General features: G+C 47.2%; 14 protein-coding genes and 1 riboswitch. Of the genes, 7 read left to right on the plus strand and 7 right to left on the minus strand.

The window, feature by feature from the left end; all coding sequences use genetic code 11:
* Window positions 1-117 precede the first annotated feature (117 nt).
* The 4 genes from J2T16_RS27655 to J2T16_RS27670 all read right to left on the minus strand — a co-directional run bounded on the left by J2T16_RS27655 (window position 118) and on the right by J2T16_RS27670 (window position 3,559).
* Window positions 118-759 carry a VanZ family protein gene (locus tag J2T16_RS27655; protein ID WP_336121201.1) on the minus strand — a complete coding sequence of 214 codons (642 nt, stop codon included), beginning with the start codon at window positions 757-759 and terminating at the stop codon, window positions 118-120.
* 53 nt (window positions 760-812) lie between these two features.
* Entirely contained in the window at window positions 813-1,682 is an 870-nt protein-coding gene (locus tag J2T16_RS27660) for a M15 family metallopeptidase (RefSeq protein ID WP_499020019.1), read from the minus strand.
* A 79-nt stretch (window positions 1,683-1,761) separates the two neighbouring features.
* The gene (locus J2T16_RS27665; RefSeq protein WP_336121203.1) at window positions 1,762-2,868 is read right to left on the minus strand and encodes a HAMP domain-containing sensor histidine kinase; all 1,107 of its coding nucleotides are present in this window, start codon (window positions 2,866-2,868) and stop codon (window positions 1,762-1,764) included.
* Complete coding sequence (locus tag J2T16_RS27670) at window positions 2,861-3,559, minus strand: response regulator transcription factor (protein ID WP_499020022.1); 699 nt, start codon at window positions 3,557-3,559, stop codon at window positions 2,861-2,863. The genes J2T16_RS27665 and J2T16_RS27670 overlap by 8 nt, the downstream gene beginning before the upstream one ends.
* Before the next feature lie 304 nt (window positions 3,560-3,863).
* Between J2T16_RS27670 and J2T16_RS27675 the strand changes: the two genes are divergently transcribed.
* The 5 genes from J2T16_RS27675 (at window position 3,864) to J2T16_RS27695 (ending at window position 7,766) form a co-directional block, all read left to right on the plus strand.
* Complete coding sequence (locus tag J2T16_RS27675) at window positions 3,864-4,814, plus strand: helix-turn-helix transcriptional regulator (protein ID WP_090924566.1); 951 nt, start codon at window positions 3,864-3,866, stop codon at window positions 4,812-4,814.
* 81 nt (window positions 4,815-4,895) lie between these two features.
* On the plus strand, window positions 4,896-5,738 hold the full coding sequence (locus tag J2T16_RS27680; RefSeq protein ID WP_154891903.1) for a zinc ribbon domain-containing protein: 843 nt from the start codon (window positions 4,896-4,898) through the stop codon (window positions 5,736-5,738).
* 498 nt (window positions 5,739-6,236) lie between these two features.
* A complete protein-coding gene (locus tag J2T16_RS27685; protein WP_186809853.1) occupies window positions 6,237-6,404 on the plus strand; it encodes a hypothetical protein in 168 nt (55 codons plus the stop codon).
* A 139-nt stretch (window positions 6,405-6,543) separates the two neighbouring features.
* Window positions 6,544-7,218, plus strand: a complete 675-nt coding sequence (locus tag J2T16_RS27690; protein WP_221791439.1) for an aspartate/glutamate racemase family protein — start codon at window positions 6,544-6,546, stop codon at window positions 7,216-7,218.
* A 104-nt stretch (window positions 7,219-7,322) separates the two neighbouring features.
* Complete coding sequence (locus tag J2T16_RS27695) at window positions 7,323-7,766, plus strand: hypothetical protein (RefSeq protein WP_221791441.1); 444 nt, start codon at window positions 7,323-7,325, stop codon at window positions 7,764-7,766.
* 78 nt (window positions 7,767-7,844) lie between these two features.
* On the opposite strand, the gene thiC is transcribed toward J2T16_RS27695, so the two are convergent.
* Both thiC and J2T16_RS27705 read right to left on the minus strand, forming a co-directional pair.
* Window positions 7,845-9,668: a phosphomethylpyrimidine synthase ThiC gene (gene thiC, locus J2T16_RS27700; RefSeq protein WP_336121206.1), complete on the minus strand. Its 1,824-nt coding sequence runs from the start codon at window positions 9,666-9,668 to the stop codon at window positions 7,845-7,847.
* 395 nt (window positions 9,669-10,063) lie between these two features.
* Window positions 10,064-10,177, minus strand: a riboswitch (TPP riboswitch).
* 161 nt (window positions 10,178-10,338) lie between these two features.
* Window positions 10,339-11,082 (minus strand): IclR family transcriptional regulator, encoded by a 744-nt coding sequence (locus J2T16_RS27705; protein WP_090924571.1) that lies wholly within the window; start codon window positions 11,080-11,082, stop codon window positions 10,339-10,341.
* Window positions 11,083-11,504: 422 nt separating this feature from the next.
* On the opposite strand from J2T16_RS27705, the gene J2T16_RS27710 reads away from it, so the two are divergent.
* On the plus strand, window positions 11,505-12,527 hold the full coding sequence (locus J2T16_RS27710; protein WP_221791442.1) for an alpha/beta hydrolase: 1,023 nt from the start codon (window positions 11,505-11,507) through the stop codon (window positions 12,525-12,527).
* 253 nt (window positions 12,528-12,780) lie between these two features.
* Window positions 12,781-14,085, plus strand: coding sequence for a Fe-Mn family superoxide dismutase (locus J2T16_RS27715; protein WP_336121207.1), 1,305 nt, complete (start codon window positions 12,781-12,783; stop codon window positions 14,083-14,085).
* 80 nt (window positions 14,086-14,165) lie between these two features.
* On the opposite strand, the gene J2T16_RS27720 is transcribed toward J2T16_RS27715, so the two are convergent.
* On the minus strand, window positions 14,166-16,562 hold the full coding sequence (locus J2T16_RS27720) for an S-layer homology domain-containing protein (RefSeq protein ID WP_499020027.1): 2,397 nt from the start codon (window positions 16,560-16,562) through the stop codon (window positions 14,166-14,168).
* Window positions 16,563-16,632: the final 70 nt, after the last annotated feature.

Genomic DNA, 16,632 nt, shown 5'->3' on the forward strand with positions numbered 1-16,632 from the left:
GTTTGCAAACTCCCCGCCACCTCTGTGCCTTTATAAAAAAACCTCTTACGCATTGCTACAACTGTGCGTTCATAGGGAGATTCGCTTAATGTCCAATATATTGGAGGATTGAGTCACCTAATTATTCACGACTACTCTCGATCTTCCTCCAGTGAATAGCCTGTTCAATACCAGTAACACGATATACAACACATATCCGATCATTCCACCAAGTGTATTCAGCATAAGATCATCCACATCAAAGATGCCCATCCCCGTCAGCAACTGTGTCACTTCATACCCCAGGCTAAGTAAAAAGGATAGGAACAGCACATGAATCCCGGCGAAAAAAGAATGGCGTACCAGACCCGTAATCCATACACCAAACGGTACAAATGCAAGAATATTACCCACCAAGTGAATGGCTGTTCCTGATCGGTGATGAACGGAGAGACTATGCCAGTCTCGTTTGATCTCCTGAAATGGCGTCAGATTTACAGTTCGTGTATGAATCAGATCTGGTTGACGCAGTAACGCCATCAGTCTGTCCCATACCAGCCCTACATCCATGGGCCCTCCTTTAAATAAAATCAGCTTGGTTAGCATATAGAGATAGACTACGAATAGGGCAGTCCAGACGATTCGAAGCGGACTGGGGTTTATCCCATTGCGATGGGGACTATGATTCTTATGACGTTGGTTGTCATCAAAAAGTTTGATTTTTGGGTGATTTTTTTGACCCTGTTGCCTATACTGCTCGTCCGGCTCGTTCTGTCTCATGCTGTCTCTCCCTCCTCCTCCGTCAGGCCGTCCTCTTAGGTTGATACTCATCATCAAGACGATTTTTCAACCGTAACAATAACTCCTTGCATATTATCACCGGAGATGTCATAGGCATCATTCTCTGGCAGATAAATTTTCGCATCCTGCGACACCTGATAATAATGGATATCATATGTAACGCCGTCCAGATCGACGCTTACGTCTTTCTTTTCTCTTAACATCTCCAGATACTCTTCCAAAACCATATGGTTCTTGTACATCACTGCACTATGCGGCATGCCAACATATCTGAAATGCCAGGGTTCATACTGAATACCAGTCACGTTCACTTTATCTTTCGGATATCGCAAAATAAAACCGTATTTCCATGCGTTTTTCTCCAGCCATGCTCCTTCTGGAGCCTCACTCATTGCGCCCAGACTTGAACCTATATCCAAAGATAATCCCAGATTGTGCTCGCTGTAACCCGCAGGCAACGCATAGTCTGAACCCTTTTGCCGATACAGCTCGTCCTGCTTCTCAAAATCTCTGTACCCGCTGCTCATCAGGAAATAGCGCACACCCTCTTTACCCGCAGCCTCAACCATCTTCTGAAATTTTGCTGTGACCTCACGAGACAACATCAACGTCTGATCCATGATGCCATAGCCTTGGAGCAAATCTTCTTCATCAGCTACATATACAACATCGGAGCGAATACCCTCCGGGTGAATCGGATGCTTGGAATTGACCAAAACAAGATTGCCTTTATGTATTTGCTGTTTCATATCTTGAGTTGTAGCTTCATGGTACCCCCTGTATTTCTCATCGGTATCCAAAATAACAATCGGCACCCCCTCTTTTTGCTGTAAAGCTGCCGTTGATTGCGTTACGATATATCCAACCAAAATGATGCATAGTAGAAAGCCCCACTTTTTCATGATTGTTCCTCCTTCCTCTCATGATTCAAGGATAGACAAAACAATTTAAAGAAAACGCAGGGCAATGTTTAAATTTTTCTTAAGTTTCATGAGAAACCTGCTGGAAAACAGGCAGACGAACCTCAAACATCGTGTGCACCACATCACTTACAGCCGATATTACGCCTTCATGCTGCTCCACGATATTACGTGCGATAAACAGTCCAAGCCCCGTACCTCCCTCTTGTACGGTCCGTGCACGATCTCCGGTATAATACATGTCGAAGATGTGCGGCAGATCATCGGGATGAATATGTCCCCCATAGTTCGTCACCTGAATGACAACGTGACCTCCATCGTGAAATCCTTTGATGTCCACGTACATCCCGTCCTTGCCATGTCTGGCAGCGTTAATTAGCAGATTCTCGAACACACGGGCGAGTAGCTCCCCATCTCCGGATACGGTAAGATCGTAATCGATATGTAAACGGGTGACCAGATTATTTTTTTCAAAAACAGGATAAAGCTCCTCATTCATCTGCTTCAACAGCTCGCTTAGGTCCAGCCGCGTTTTGCGTACAGGTAACATGCCGTAGTTCATTCGTGTTATCTCAAACAGATCATCAATTAACTTCTCAAGCCGCTGGGACTTGGTGAACGCAATCGCGATGAAATGCCTTGCCTGTTCTTCAGTCAACTGCTCATCCTTCATGAGCAAATCCAGATAACCCAGTACAGAGGTCAGCGGTGTGCGCAGATCATGCGCAAGGTTTACGATGAGCTGGTCTTTGCTGTTTTCGGCAAAGTCTCCTCGTTTCACCGCTTCTCGCAGCTTCTGACTCGCCATATTAACACTTTCCGCAATCGTACCCAATTCGTCTTTGGCTACAATCTGTACCTGATGATGAAAATCCCCATTAGCCAACTGATTAATGCCTGCGGAAATCTCTTTGAAATACGTAACATAACGCCTGGTAAACAAGTAAAAAAATAAAATCGCAAGCGGGATAAAGAGCAGCATAAAGACATATAAATCGCCAATACTTCTCATCATATTACGAAATTCCGCAAGCGAATCTTCCCGCCTCACCCCTGCGTAGTACATCTGTAACAGCTTATACACGATAAATGTTACGACGCCAGAAGAAAGCATACTCAGACCAAGCATCATAATCATCGTTGTGCGAAAACTTCTCCGTTTAGTCATTGAACGTGTACCCCACACCCCAGATGGTTTTGATTAACTTGTTCTTGTTCACATCTTCTCCGAGCTTCTTGCGCAACGTCCGAATATGTACCATGACGGTATTGCCACTCTCAAAATACGCCTCGCCCCAAACTTTTTCAAAAATGCTTTCTGCACTGAAGACCTGTTTAGGATTGCTGGCAAGCAACACTAAAATGTCAAATTCCTTCGGTGTTAAATCCAGCGGTTTACCGTAAAGCGTTACGCTATGTTGGTCGGGGACAATAACAAGTCCACCCTTTTCTAAAACAGAACGCTGTGGCACCGCGCTGGACTGGCTGAATTGCAAAGAACGCCGTAGTTGAGAGTTCACGCGAGCCACAAGCTCCATTGGATTAAACGGTTTGGTCATATAATCATCGGCACCCATCACGAGTCCTGTAATTTTATCCATGTCCGACGTTTTCGCACTCAGGAAAATGATTGGAAAATGATGCTGTTCCCGAATTTTACGTGTCACCTCATACCCGTCCATACCCGGCATCATAATGTCCAGAACCGCCAGATCGATGGCGTGTGTCTGAACGGCCTGTAGTGCCGACTGTCCGTCAGAAGCCTTGACGGTATGATAGCCTTCTTTTTGTAAATGTAAGGATACCAGATCCGCAATCTCTATTTCATCGTCCGCAATCAGAATCGTAATTCGCTTCATTGCTTATTTCACTCCTATATGGGATGCTGAGCATATAATACCTATGAATCTAACAGATAACTCCCACATACACAATTGAAAGCAATGTTATATAAGTTTGACTTTTCTTTTACACTTTAACGGAGAGGACAGAAAAAACCTGAAAAAGCGAAGCGTTCGCCTTTATCCCCGGATTTTCCCCTTTGGAAAAGGGAATCCAAAAAATCTGGGGATAACAGCGATTGGAAGGTTATTCTGTCATTGGAGTGTTCAGTGTAAATGCTGTCCAATTCTATAGACACTAATAAAAAAGGAAGATATATCTATGAAACTGGAGCGTTTGTTAGCCATTGTGGTACTGCTCATTAATCGCAGGCGATTACAGGCCAAAGACCTGGCAGACATGTTTGAAGTGTCTATTCGTACAATCTATCGAGACATCGACACCTTAGGCCAAGCTGGAATTCCGGTGGTGACCTATCAGGGCGCAAGCGGTGGCATCGGACTGGCAGAAGGTTACCGGCTGGATCGCAATCTGTTAACCGACAAGGATCTCGCTTCCATCGTCACGGCGCTGCGTAGCATCTCAACCACTCATACGAATACTGCGCGTGAGTTATTGGTAGAGAAGCTGAGCAGTATCGTGCCGGAAGCCAAAAATGAAGATTTTCAGGCCAGCACACACCGATTCATCGTGGATTATTCAACGTGGACTCACCCTGAAGCACTGCAACAGAAATTAAAGGTCATCGATCAGGGAATCGATCAACTTCAATGCATTCATTTTGCCTATTGCAGCGCCGAAGGTGCAGAGACCTGTCGCACGGTCGATCCACACACCCTTGTGCTGAAAAGGCACGCGTGGTATCTGTACGCCTTTTGCCATGAACGGAATGAATTCCGTATGTTCAAGCTGGTTCGCATGAAAGAGGTTGTGCTTGCCGAACAACATTTTGAACGTCAATCCATCAATCTTCAGGACAGACCGTGGCAGCAGGAATGGAGCCGTCCGAACAATCACATTGGACTCACGCTGAAATTCCATGCCCGTGCCCGTCATCTCGCGGAAGAATGGTTTGGGATTGAGAATGTATTGCCTGACGGGAACGGGTATTATATCAGCCAGATCGCTTTCCCTGAGGATAACTGGCTATATGGCTTTATTCTCGGTTTTGGCGCGGACGTGGAGGTGCTGGAACCTCTGCATATTCGGGACAATGTATGCCGGATGGCAGAGCAGATTGTGCAAAATTATAAAACCTCAGCTCAAACCTGACAGACAGCTGTCCAGTTCCTCCCCGTATACTTCAACTATGTTCAGGTTGAAGTTGTACATATAACCGAGGAGGAATGAATAATGAACGTTACCGTATGTCAAAGCTGTGGAATGCCACTCACAAGTACCGATCAATTTGGTACAGAAATGAATGGCAGCACCACCCGCGAATACTGCATTTATTGTTACAAGGATGGCAAGTTCGAACAACCAGGCATGACGCTAGAAGGCATGATCGAGATGTGCACCGCTATTCTCAAAGAAGAAGGCATGGACGAGGAATCAGCCCGCTCGATGCTACGCAACCAACTACCTTTTCTGAAACGCTGGCGTAATGAAGGAAATGTAGGAAACGGTCCGGACGGGACAGCGACTGTCGCTCATGCACCTATTCATGCTGGGGCACCATCATCTGACGTTGCTTCTGCGGTGAACGATACTCTGCTGACCAAGGAGCCTGTTCGCTATGTCACCCTTCCAGGCAAACGCTTAGCCGGATTGTCCGCACGTACAACCAACGCAATTGAGATGAGCGGTCAAGGCAGCATCGGTGCGTTGTGGGGCCGTTATTTTGCCTCCGAACACATTCCGGCTACTGAGGCTGCACGCTATGGCTGTTACACGGATTACGCGGATGGCATTGCTGGAGAATATACCATTTTGATCGGACATGAAATCGGCGAGGAAGAACGACTACCTGAAGGTTTCGACGAGGTACAGTTACCGCCTGCTACCTATGCAGTGTTTACTTCGAGAACCGGACCCATGGTTGAGGTGGTCAGCGAAGTGTGGGGAGCGGTGTGGGCGTGGAGCCATCAGCAAGACCGTACATTTACCGGCGATTTTGAGTACTATGATGAACGCAGTTTAGACCCGGAACATACACAGGTGGATGTATATATTGCGGTAAACGAACGTAGGTAACGGAAGTAATACGAACGGATACCCCTCTTCAGAAAAGAATTTAAAGAGAGAATCAAATGAGGAAACCTGTAGCTGCCAAGTGGTCTTGGCAGCTTTTTTGACATTTTTCGATTAATATACCCCGACCATAGAACCAAGTTAGTTAGCATATACCATACCTAGTCACTTGGACATATGTCTTAGAGGCAAGTACCATTGACTTCCCTAAAATTAGGACCATTCGCATAACAACCGATACCACGCTCCCATGCCTCGCCTTTTATATCAGGTTCTTTGTTCCTGAATTTTCCTAAAACCGTTTACATCTTCTGAATACCGGGTAAAATCACTACATCCGAGTCGGAATAACGATCGAATTTCCGCTTCTTCATGTAACAAGTCATATGTACCTATATGCGTACAAGGTGAATTCATTTTATTTTCACCAACAAAACGAATGTTGAATATACATACAAACTAACGATGCATGTCCATCATGCATGTAAGGAGGAAACCAAGATGATCCGCATGCCTATTCAGCAAATGATCCCGTACCACCACCAATATCCGCGCAACACGGAGACAAATGTGCCCAAAAAGGAAAATGAGAACACTCAAGGCCTATCCTTCCATGAAATTTTACAGCAAAAAATGGCGAAAAAGAACGTATCCATGAACATGAGATAACGCTTTACATCTTTCCGGCTACTCCCTATACTACGTGTAAAAGGTGACATTTCAGGCGCGAAGTTTCTTAACCGATGGTTCACTCTAATTGTGTGATTCAGGCGCGTCTTGTAGCCACTCTACATAAAGGGGATTGCCTATGAGCACCATTGCCTGTTTCCACGCGCATCACTCCAATATCAGGTTGATTGAACAAGCCTTGACTTCCTATAATATCGAACTGGTTCACTATGTAGACCCCGGTCTTGATCGGCTCAAGCATGATGAGCATTTCAATAGTGCGCTTGTTCGGGAAAAAGTAAATCAGACATTGCAATGGATGAGCCGCTGTCACGCTGACGCCATTCTTGTAACATGCACCTTGTTCGCTGCCGTACTGGAACAAATACAACCGTTACCGATTAAGGTAACGGGTATTGACGATTCACTGCTCGCGATGATGGTAAAATATCCGAAGCGGTATTTGCTTGCGTTTACCAACCCTGCCACCGTAGAGCCGACGATGGCTCGATATCGTGACTATATGGATCGACACTTGGCAGGAAAGAACAAGCCTGAGCTTGAATCCGTGTTGCTCCCTGGTCTATTCGACATGATCATGCGAGGTGACCAGGAAGGCTACATCACCGCGTTAGAAGAAGCATTGCAGCAGCTTGCTCTTGAACGCAAGGATACTTGTCTTGTCGCTGCTCAGCTTTCCATGGCTCCTGCCGCTGAGCAGGCATCTTCCGATACAAGTATGACCATCTATACGCCGCTTTCATTATTAGGCGCGAATCTGGAGCGGGATATCGGTATCACGAAGAAAGTATAAGCATTTTCGCACTGTTTGCAGTTTCTAGTACGCGGTACCCTGCTTCATGACAAGGTTGGTCAGCCACAACTATGTAGACTTTTTATTTTGGAGGGAATGTAACCATGAAACATCTCACTGTAGAACCAGGTCAATCCATCGGGGGTATCCGTTTAGGCATGACACAAAATGAAGTTGAACAAACGGAAGCTTTCGGCTTTGATCCCAACGTGGAATATGATGCTCAAGGCAAAGTACATTTTATTGAATTTCATGAAAGTGATGAGTATAAGTGTATGCTGGGAGAACTTGATCTGCTTGGCACCGAGGCTGACATTTTGATACCGCAGTTGGACGCTATTGCGCCATATGACCGTGAAGATCCCGAGCTTGGTTGCAGTTTCCAGTTCGATCAGATCGGTTTGATCCTGTGGCGTCCGGTACCCATGACCCGAGAAGATATGAAGGAGCCGTGGTTCCTGGAGATGCCGCCTGAAAATCAACAGGATGAAATGAAACATCTCTGCTTCTCAACCGCAGCCGTCTATGCAAAAGGATATTACGAGTAACCTACAACTTAACATAAAAAAGTGACCCAAGCTCAGGCACTACAGTCCTGTCGGGTCACTTTTTTCAGTTGTGGAAGCTTACGACCTCGCCCGATACTCCTCAGCCTTCGCCTGCATCCCGGCGGCTACTGCTTCATCATCGTTCAGGCCGCGATCTGCGGCAAAGGCACGGATGTCCTGCGTGATGCGCATACTGCAGAACTTCGGTCCGCACATGGAACAGAAATGTGCTTCCTTCGCCCCTTCTGCGGGTAACGTCTCATCGTGGTAAGACAGTGCCCGTTCTGGGTCAAGTGACAGGTTAAACTGATCTCTCCAGCGGAACTCGAAGCGTGCCTTCGACAGTGCATCATCCCGGCGCTGAGCGCGTGGGTGGCCTTTGGCTAGGTCTGCGGCATGGGCAGCTATTTTATAAGCGATAACCCCTTCACGTACATCATCCTTGTTCGGAAGCCCCAGATGCTCCTTTGGAGTGACATAGCAGAGCATAGACGTACCAAACCAGCCAATCATCGCTGCCCCAATCGCAGACGTAATATGATCATATCCCGGTGCGATGTCTGTGGTCAGTGGCCCGAGCGTATAAAACGGCGCTTCCTGGCAGATCTCCATCTGCAAATCCACATTCTCCTTGATCTTGTGCATCGGCACATGCCCCGGCCCTTCAATCATCACCTGCACATCATGCTTCCATGCAATCTGCGTTAATTCCCCAAGTGTGGCGAGCTCCGCCATCTGTGCTTCATCGTTGGCATCGTAGATGCTACCTGGACGCAGTCCGTCCCCGAGGGAGAAAGCAACGTCATACCTTTTCATAATCTCGCAGATTTCTTCAAAATGAGTGTACAAAAAGTTCTCCTGATGATGTGCCAGGCACCACGCCGCCATAATTGACCCGCCTCTAGACACAATACCCGTCATCCTTTTCGCTGTCATCGGAATATATCGGAGCAACACACCCGCATGAATTGTAAAATAGTCCACGCCCTGCTCCGCCTGTTCAATCAGCGTATCCCGGTACAACTCCCAAGTGAGTGCCTCCGCCTCGCCATTTACCTTCTCCAGCGCCTGATAGAGCGGCACCGTACCAATCGGCACCGGGGAGTTACGGATGATCCATTCCCGCGTGGTATGAATGTCTCTGCCTGTGGAGAGATCCATTACCGTATCCGATCCCCAGCGAACAGCCCAGGTCATCTTCTCCACCTCCTCCTCGATGGAGGAAGATACAGCGGAATTGCCTATGTTGGCGTTGATCTTCACGTGAAAATGACGCCCAATCAGCATCGGCTCACTCTCCGGGTGATTGATGTTGGATGGAAGAATCGCCCTGCCGCTCGCCAGCTCCTGCCGCACGAATTCAGGCTCTACGCCTTCACGAATAGCGGCGTACTCCATCTCGGGCGTAATCAAGCCCTGCCGCGCATAATGCATCTGTGTGACAGAGCGCCCATCCTGAGCACGTAGCGGTTGACCGCGGAATCCAGGGTATTCTTCTGCCCCGGCTCTCCGTCCTCCAGGCTTCAATCCGTTATCCTCCGGCTTCACTGCGCGGCCCTCATATGCTTCAACGTCACCGCGCTCCATAATCCAGTGATTTCGGAGCGCAGGTAATCCCTTCCGAATATCCATCTGGAATTCGGGATCGGTCATCGGTCCGCTCGTATCGTAGACACGCAGCGGCTCATTATGCTCCACCCCTTGGGGAGTATTCGTATCATGAAGGGCAATTTCACGCTCCGGTACAGCAATGTCCGGTCGTGAGCCCTGAATGTAGACTTTGCGGCTACCCGGGAAGGGTTGAACCCCTTCAGCCGCTCCGGTTTTCTTTTCCACCGGATGACCATCGCGCCCTGTTTCCTCTATTCCCGTCTGTTGCCCCGTTTGGTTACCTGTATTCATGTCTCCTGTTTCCTCCTCTGTGATCTTCATTTGCCCATATCGTCCACCAATGTGACAGCTTTGACTTACCACACCTGTCTGGAAAAAGCAGAGCACAGAAGCACAGCAGGATTGATCCTGCATAAGCAGCTAGAATGATCCAAAAGACAACTTTTATGTACAATCAGCATGAGCACGAACACGAGATCACTTCTCTTAGAAGTACAGGCATATACGCCGCAATTATTGTGCTGTCACTTCCAAGGTGAAACACAACAACTGAATCTCTGCTTGCCGCTGTAAATAAAAAAAGCCGGTTCCGAAGGAACCGACTAATGTCCATCACCATACACGCAACAAGAGCCATCTACTGCAATACAGCATGGATCCCGTGTTAACGTCTGTGGTGTTTGTGGTCATATGGCCGATTACTTCCCTACGCTGGTATGATCCAGATCAGGTGCAAAGGGTCCGGGATCTCATGCGATCCCGTCTCAGTCCGGACAATTCGGACTCCCCCAGTAACGTAAACGTATTGCGACAATCAAGCCGCTGTTCAACTTAAAATATGACATTCAACCGACCCCGCTGGGTCGTCCATTACAGAGTAGCGTAATCTGGGCTTAAATTCAACCTTAATATTCCAGAGAGGAAATTCCTTTCGAGCAAAACGTCATGCAAGAGCCTTCCCCTATGGCAACATAAGTCCCATTTGTACAGCTGCTTCTTTCAACACAGGCGCGTACTCATGTAATGTCTCTTGCGAGAGCCTGCTAACAGGTCCAGACACGGAAAGCGCTGCTGCAATGTTGCCTCTGCGATCCATAATTGGCACAGACACAGCGGCAGCTCCCGGCTCGCGTTCCTCATAGCTGGTTGCGTAGCCACTCACTCGAATGTCTTCCATTTGTGCCAGATAGACGGCCGGATCGATAAATACTGGCCATTCCGGGCCGTTCATCAGTTCCTCCCGATCCTCATCAGCGGCAAAAGCCATTAATACTTTGCTGGAGGCTCCTACGGAAAGCGGCAGTCTGACCCCTACAGGTGCAACCCGCCGAATCGCCTGATCACTCTGCACAGCCTGAATCCGAATCCGTTCACCGCCGTCACGAAGGTAGAGACTTACGGTTTCGCCCAAGCGATCACGCAGCCTCTCCATTGCAGGTAACAGCAAAATTGCAGGATCGTCACTACGTGACATATGCGCTGACAGCTCCCAGATCCGAATACCTAGCCGATACTTTTCGGTTGCCGCATCACGTATTACGAACCCCCGATCCTCCAGTGTAGCCATCAATCGATGTACCGTACTTTTGTGCAAACCGATCTGACTAGCAATTTCAGTGAGTCCAAGATCACTGCGCGTGGTAAAACATAATAATATATCCAGCGCCCGTTCTACAGCCCGGACGGTTAACTTGCGGTCTTCCATGGCATGATGCCCTCCTCATGTTTCATCACATGAAACTTGGTTACATAAATTATATGAGAAACGGTCTCATCTGTAAACCAAAAAGAACCGTTTTGAAGATGATCTGAAAACAAAAAAATGAACAAGGATATCCAATTGGCACATCGTAATCTCCTGTAATTTACACACTATGGAATTGTTACCTCTACATCTTAAGAACTATATAACAATTGCGTAACAAATACCTCCAATCAATTGACTTTGACTATATCGGGACATACGATAAAGATAGAAACGAATTTAGATAAAATATCAAAAGCGTGACTTTAGCATTAGGATGCCATTGTCATGAATACGTGCTAAAAAGTACCTATATGCTATTTTCATATCGTTATGATCTTGTCCATATTAATCCTCAACCGAAACTCAAAGGAGGGGCGTGCATGTATCCGACATCCCAGAGCGAAGCCCCGCTGCATACCAAAGTGTCCGATCTGCCCTCTTCGTTGTCACCGAGGCTGATTCGGTTCAAACATATTGTCGTAGCGTTGCTGCTCTCCGTTGTATTTTTTCTGTTGTTTTGTTTTATTGCCTTACACGGTTATATTGCTTGGGTGCTCTCCAACCCTACGGTCGCACCGGTGTTTTCGAACCCGATGCAGGCCAAAAACATGAAATATGAGGACATTACATTCCCTGCGGCCGACGGTAGCAGAACCATGCAAGGCTGGTATATCCCTGCGAATACCGATACGGGCAAAACCATCATCTTCAGCCACGGTTATGGAGCCAATCGGGAGGAAACCTGGGTGCCTATGTATGACCTCGCCCATTACGCGCACCAGCTCGGGTTTAATGTGGTGATGTTCGATTACGGCTTTGCCTCTCAGGTCAACCGAGCGGTAGCAACAGGTGGTAAAGCTGAGTCTCAGCAATTGCTGGGAGCTATTCAGTTTGCTAAACAGCGCGGAGCACAGGAGCTGGTCGTCTGGGGATTTTCCATGGGAGCAGGCACGGCTCTGCAAACCGGACTGCTAACCAAAGAAGTGGATGCCATGATTCTGGACAGTACATTCCTGCTGGAGCCGGATACGCTGTACCACAACATTCATAATCAGATCAATCTGCCGCGTCAGCCTACGCTCGAGATTATGAAGTTGCTCTTCCCGATCTTGAACGGTACCGGCTTGCAGCAAATCCCGTATCAGGAAGTGAAGAAAAAGGACTATCCGTTCCCAATCTTCTTTATTCATGGTACAGAAGATGAGAAGGCCCCTTATCCGATTGCCGAACAACTTGCCGCTAATCAGACGAATCCTTATTCAGAAGAATGGATTGTACAAGGCGCGCATCATGAACTGATCTTCCGGGAGCATCCGAAGGAATATCTACGCCGTGTGTCGATTTTCCTTAGTCATGTGACGAAAACAAGCAGTGAGGATGTGCAACAAAACCGGCAGGAATAAGCTAATTTCGTCCGTAGTCCTGTTATGTTATCTTGTTAGCTGGCAGAAATCTGCAGGTAACGAGCGATCAGGAATATGCTTTTCACCAATCCAAATGATATACAGCATTTCGATGTGTTTAGAGCCCTCCGGGGCTCTTTTTTTATACACATAGGACAATGCGTCCCAAGAATACACTGTTGAGACAGAGCAAAGGTAATTGGACGAAGAGCGGATTCGAAAAATAATCTGAAAGATTGGAGGTATAACGCATATGAACTGCGATGGATACGGTCATCTGCTTCCTCTACGGACGCTGGAAGAAATCCGTTTCTGGAAAGAGCAAGAGAAAGAACATACGCTCATCATTCGCACACTGGTTCCTGACCTTGAGCCCTCCTACGTTAAACTTCTGGAAGAATGGGAAGCAGCCTTTGCGAACAGTGAGCGAGTGGCGAATCAGTTGATAAAACAGCTGTTGCCTGCAACCCAGCCGCCTGCCCCCTATATCATGCGAAGTATCGATCAACTCGTCCAGACAGCAAAACATCAGTCCAAAGAGTTTATCAAGCAGCTTTATATTATGCTGGAGCGCAGTGCAGCGGTGCGTGCGGTCCCACTTGCTCAAACCTTCATCTTGCATATCATCCGCGAATCAGAATATTTCCTGGGGGTATTAGAAACCCTGAGCCAGCCCGGCATTTTGCGTGAAACAGAACCACCCTCATCGATGTTGCTAGAGAATGCACTACACAACATTAAATCCAAAGTTGCCCAAGACACGCGTCTAGAAGCAACGGAATTACAAGCATCTTTAGCCGGGCAAACCAATACCAATACCAGTATATCCCCTTCGGCTTCCGCGCAGGTGCAATCGTTGTCACTCCAACCATCAACGGCTGGGACGGCTCCTGCCGAAACGCTGCCTGCATCTGCCCCGGTAAGAGAAAAGCCGGTTCCTATTGGCGGACACACGTTACCTCCCCTCCCTTACGCGTATAATGCGCTGGAACCGCACATTGACGAGCTGACAATGCGCATTCATCATGACAAGCACCATCAGTCCTATGTGGACGGTTTGAACGTTGCGGAGAAGAAACTCGCCGAATCCCGGAAAAAGAATAATTTTGAGCTCATCAAACATTGGGAGCGTGAGCTAGCTTTTAATGGAGCAGGACATTATCTGCATACCATCTTCTGGACCATTATGAACCCAGCAGGCGGCGGCAAGCCTACCGGAATGCTTGCAGAGCAGATCAAACGTGATTTTGGCAGCTATGAAGCATTCAAAAATCAATTTACCGAGGCAGCTAACAAGGTGGAAGGTAGCGGGTGGGCAATGCTGGTCTGGAGTCCGCGAGCACATCGTTTGGAAATTTTGCAGGCTGAAAAACATCAAAATCTGTCCCAATCGGATATCGTTCCACTCCTGCCACTAGATGTATGGGAACATGCCTACTATCTCAAGCATCAAAACGAACGCAAAAAGTACATCGAAGACTGGTGGAATGTCGTCTACTGGCCCGCTGTCGCTGAACGGTACGAAACCGCGCGCAAGCTCCTATGGCCACCTTACTAAGGTAATCTGGTTCCAGCAAACATAAAAAGAGATATCTCCAGTCAAAGACTGAAAGATATCTCTTTGAAACGTGCTGGTCGTCAATCCTTTATGGATGCGGCCTGAATCGCTTGGTAAGCCCAATGGGTATCAGGTACGTCCGACCAGGATTTTAGCGCTGTTGCTGCAGGTTGAAGACCAATCAATTTATTAATCATAGTCACTGCTTCAGCACGCGATACCAGTTTCTCAGGACGGAAGGTACCATCCGTATATCCTGTAAGAACTCCTGCAGCATCAAGCCGAGCGATCGCTTCCTGTGCCCAGTGTTGCTTCACATCCGTGAATGCAGTTGTTGCTTCGGATGTCACTGCTTGTTCAGCTTTCAGCAAATGTTGTAATACGCTCGCCATCTCTGCTCGTGTAATTCCTTGCCCCGGTTTGAAGCTACCGTCTGCGTAACCTGTGAAGTAACTAGCTTGAGTAGCAGCAGAGATACTGTCATAAGCCCAGTGGCCAGCTCTAACATCAGTAAATGATGCTTTACTATCAGACTCCACAGTACCTGTTACACGCGTAATGAGTGCCGCCATCTCTGCTCGTGTTACGAACCACTCCGGTTGGAAACGACCATCTGCATAGCCGCGAATATAAGGTTTGGCTGTTGCCGTGTCATCAGCCCAGTCTTTGACCCGTACCACGGAAAAGGTACTGAACTGATCCACATTGATCTCGATGCCTTGCTGGTTATTATCTTTATTCAATGTCACTACTTTACCGTGTACCAGCTCTTTTGTTCCATTGCTGTGTTCGATATACACGCCAAGATCCGCTGGTTTCACACCTGCAAGCTGTTTGCTGTCTACTGGCAGGACAAGCGTTACAGGACGGCTTTGCAGATTCGTTTCAATCGTCATCGGACGTCCCAACACCTGAATGTCTTTGGTGCCGGAGAATTGAGTAATCGTCTCGTTAGCCAGCAATCGTTGTTCGATAGCCAGACGTGTCTCCTGTTTCTTTACAGGCACGAGACGGAAATATACATCATCTGTTCTGTCTTTCATAGATGTGGCTGGAATAGTTACTTTCACGTTTGGATTGGAAATAACCAACTCGATTCCTTGTTCAGTGAACAACTTAGTCGATTCCCGCGCTAGTTTCACGTCCCACTGAGAGACTTCATCTTTCGCATCTGGAATCAAAACAACAGCTGTACGTGAGCCGGTTTTCTTTAACTGATCAATAACCGACTGTGCTTTACCTGGATTTAATCCAAGCTCGTCTTTTATCGTACCATCTGTTCCACGAGTCCGGCTGATTTCCAAGGAATCAATGGTGGAGGCCAGCTCGCCATTTGCCACATCCACTTTAATAATCTCCTTCTGTGGAGTCGATGAAACCGGTGATGAAGGCGAAGAGCTAGATGGTGATGGAGAAGGTGTCACAACAACTTCTCCCCCACTATTGCCAGGAGATTGCGGTGTTACCGATGCGGATACTTTAAACTTTGACATTCCCGCGTTGCTTGAAGATCGAACAGCAAATACATAAGGCAGACCGCTCGTTAGATTTGAAACGGTATACTGCAATTTATCCATCGGCCCAGCTACTTTAGTCCAATTCTCAGGATCTTGTGGCGCAGTACTGCCCTGATACATATATACGACATAACCGTCTACCTCAGGTACACTATTCCAGTTTAACTGAACTTGTCCATTAATAGCCTGCGGAGTTAGTGCCGCAGGTGCAGCAGGTAAACCAGGTGTGATCACGTTAGAAACGACATAATCGGACTGGGTATGATCATCGTTGAATGTAGATTTAACTGCAAAAACATAAGGCAATCCGTTCGTCAAACCATGGATGACCTTTTCACCGTCTAACATACTTGTGATATCAATCCAGCTATCAGGATCAATTGGCTCTTTGGAACCTTGATACATATAAACAGCATCCGTAACGGAAGAGTCTGAACTCCAGCTAATCTTCGCTTGAGCATCACCAGCAACAGCCTTCACTTGGGAAGGAGTAACCGGTGAGCCTGCGCTAGTCTGATAAAGTTCACTCCCTAGGTCAACCAATTCATTGTTTGGCCCATCTGCTGTAAAATATATAAAGTGATCTGTAGAGGGTTGAAGGTGATTGAAATAGAGGTCTCTTTCCTCACCTGCCTGTAAATCAACATAGGTACCATTACTTAGGGCATTTTCCTTTATCGATGACAAATCTGGATTCGTATTTGCCCAATCCACCACCCTGTTATCATAATATAAACGTGCACTTTCCGTTAACTTCACTTTTAAGTTGAATGTTGTTGCAGTGAGTTTTCCATGAAGGGGATAATCTGGATCACCACCGACAAAATCTATTCCGACTGAAGCATGTGCTTTTCCTGAGAAATAAACGTTATTCGCCATACCAAGTGTTAACACAACCATCAAAAAGAATTTCATTGGACGAGACATCCATGATAACTTGTTTTGCACTGACTTTCTCATCGTATAAACCTTCCCTTCCTTGCAGGCTTTTTGGATGAGTATAACAATGTATTCTGAACATTTTCTGAAC

The sequence above is a fragment of the Paenibacillus intestini genome, from assembly GCF_030803945.1.
Taxonomy (GTDB): domain Bacteria; phylum Bacillota; class Bacilli; order Paenibacillales; family Paenibacillaceae; genus Paenibacillus; species Paenibacillus polysaccharolyticus.

Coding starts and splice junctions, on each gene's coding strand:
- J2T16_RS27675 (WP_090924566.1), top strand. CDS start 3,864: ATGAAACTGGAGCGTTTGTTAGCCATTGTGGTACTGCTCATTAATCGC.
- J2T16_RS27695 (WP_221791441.1), top strand. CDS start 7,323: ATGAAACATCTCACTGTAGAACCAGGTCAATCCATCGGGGGTATCCGT.
- J2T16_RS27665 (WP_336121203.1), bottom strand. CDS start 2,868: ATGACTAAACGGAGAAGTTTTCGCACAACGATGATTATGATGCTTGGT.
- J2T16_RS27670 (WP_499020022.1), bottom strand. CDS start 3,559: ATGAAGCGAATTACGATTCTGATTGCGGACGATGAAATAGAGATTGCG.
- J2T16_RS27715 (WP_336121207.1), top strand. CDS start 12,781: ATGAACTGCGATGGATACGGTCATCTGCTTCCTCTACGGACGCTGGAA.
- J2T16_RS27685 (WP_186809853.1), top strand. CDS start 6,237: ATGATCCGCATGCCTATTCAGCAAATGATCCCGTACCACCACCAATAT.
- J2T16_RS27660 (WP_499020019.1), bottom strand. CDS start 1,682: ATGAAAAAGTGGGGCTTTCTACTATGCATCATTTTGGTTGGATATATC.
- thiC (WP_336121206.1), bottom strand. CDS start 9,668: ATGAATACAGGTAACCAAACGGGGCAACAGACGGGAATAGAGGAAACA.
- J2T16_RS27710 (WP_221791442.1), top strand. CDS start 11,505: ATGTATCCGACATCCCAGAGCGAAGCCCCGCTGCATACCAAAGTGTCC.
- J2T16_RS27705 (WP_090924571.1), bottom strand. CDS start 11,082: ATGGAAGACCGCAAGTTAACCGTCCGGGCTGTAGAACGGGCGCTGGAT.
- J2T16_RS27720 (WP_499020027.1), bottom strand. CDS start 16,562: ATGAGAAAGTCAGTGCAAAACAAGTTATCATGGATGTCTCGTCCAATG.
- J2T16_RS27655 (WP_336121201.1), bottom strand. CDS start 759: ATGAGACAGAACGAGCCGGACGAGCAGTATAGGCAACAGGGTCAAAAA.
- J2T16_RS27690 (WP_221791439.1), top strand. CDS start 6,544: ATGAGCACCATTGCCTGTTTCCACGCGCATCACTCCAATATCAGGTTG.
- J2T16_RS27680 (WP_154891903.1), top strand. CDS start 4,896: ATGAACGTTACCGTATGTCAAAGCTGTGGAATGCCACTCACAAGTACC.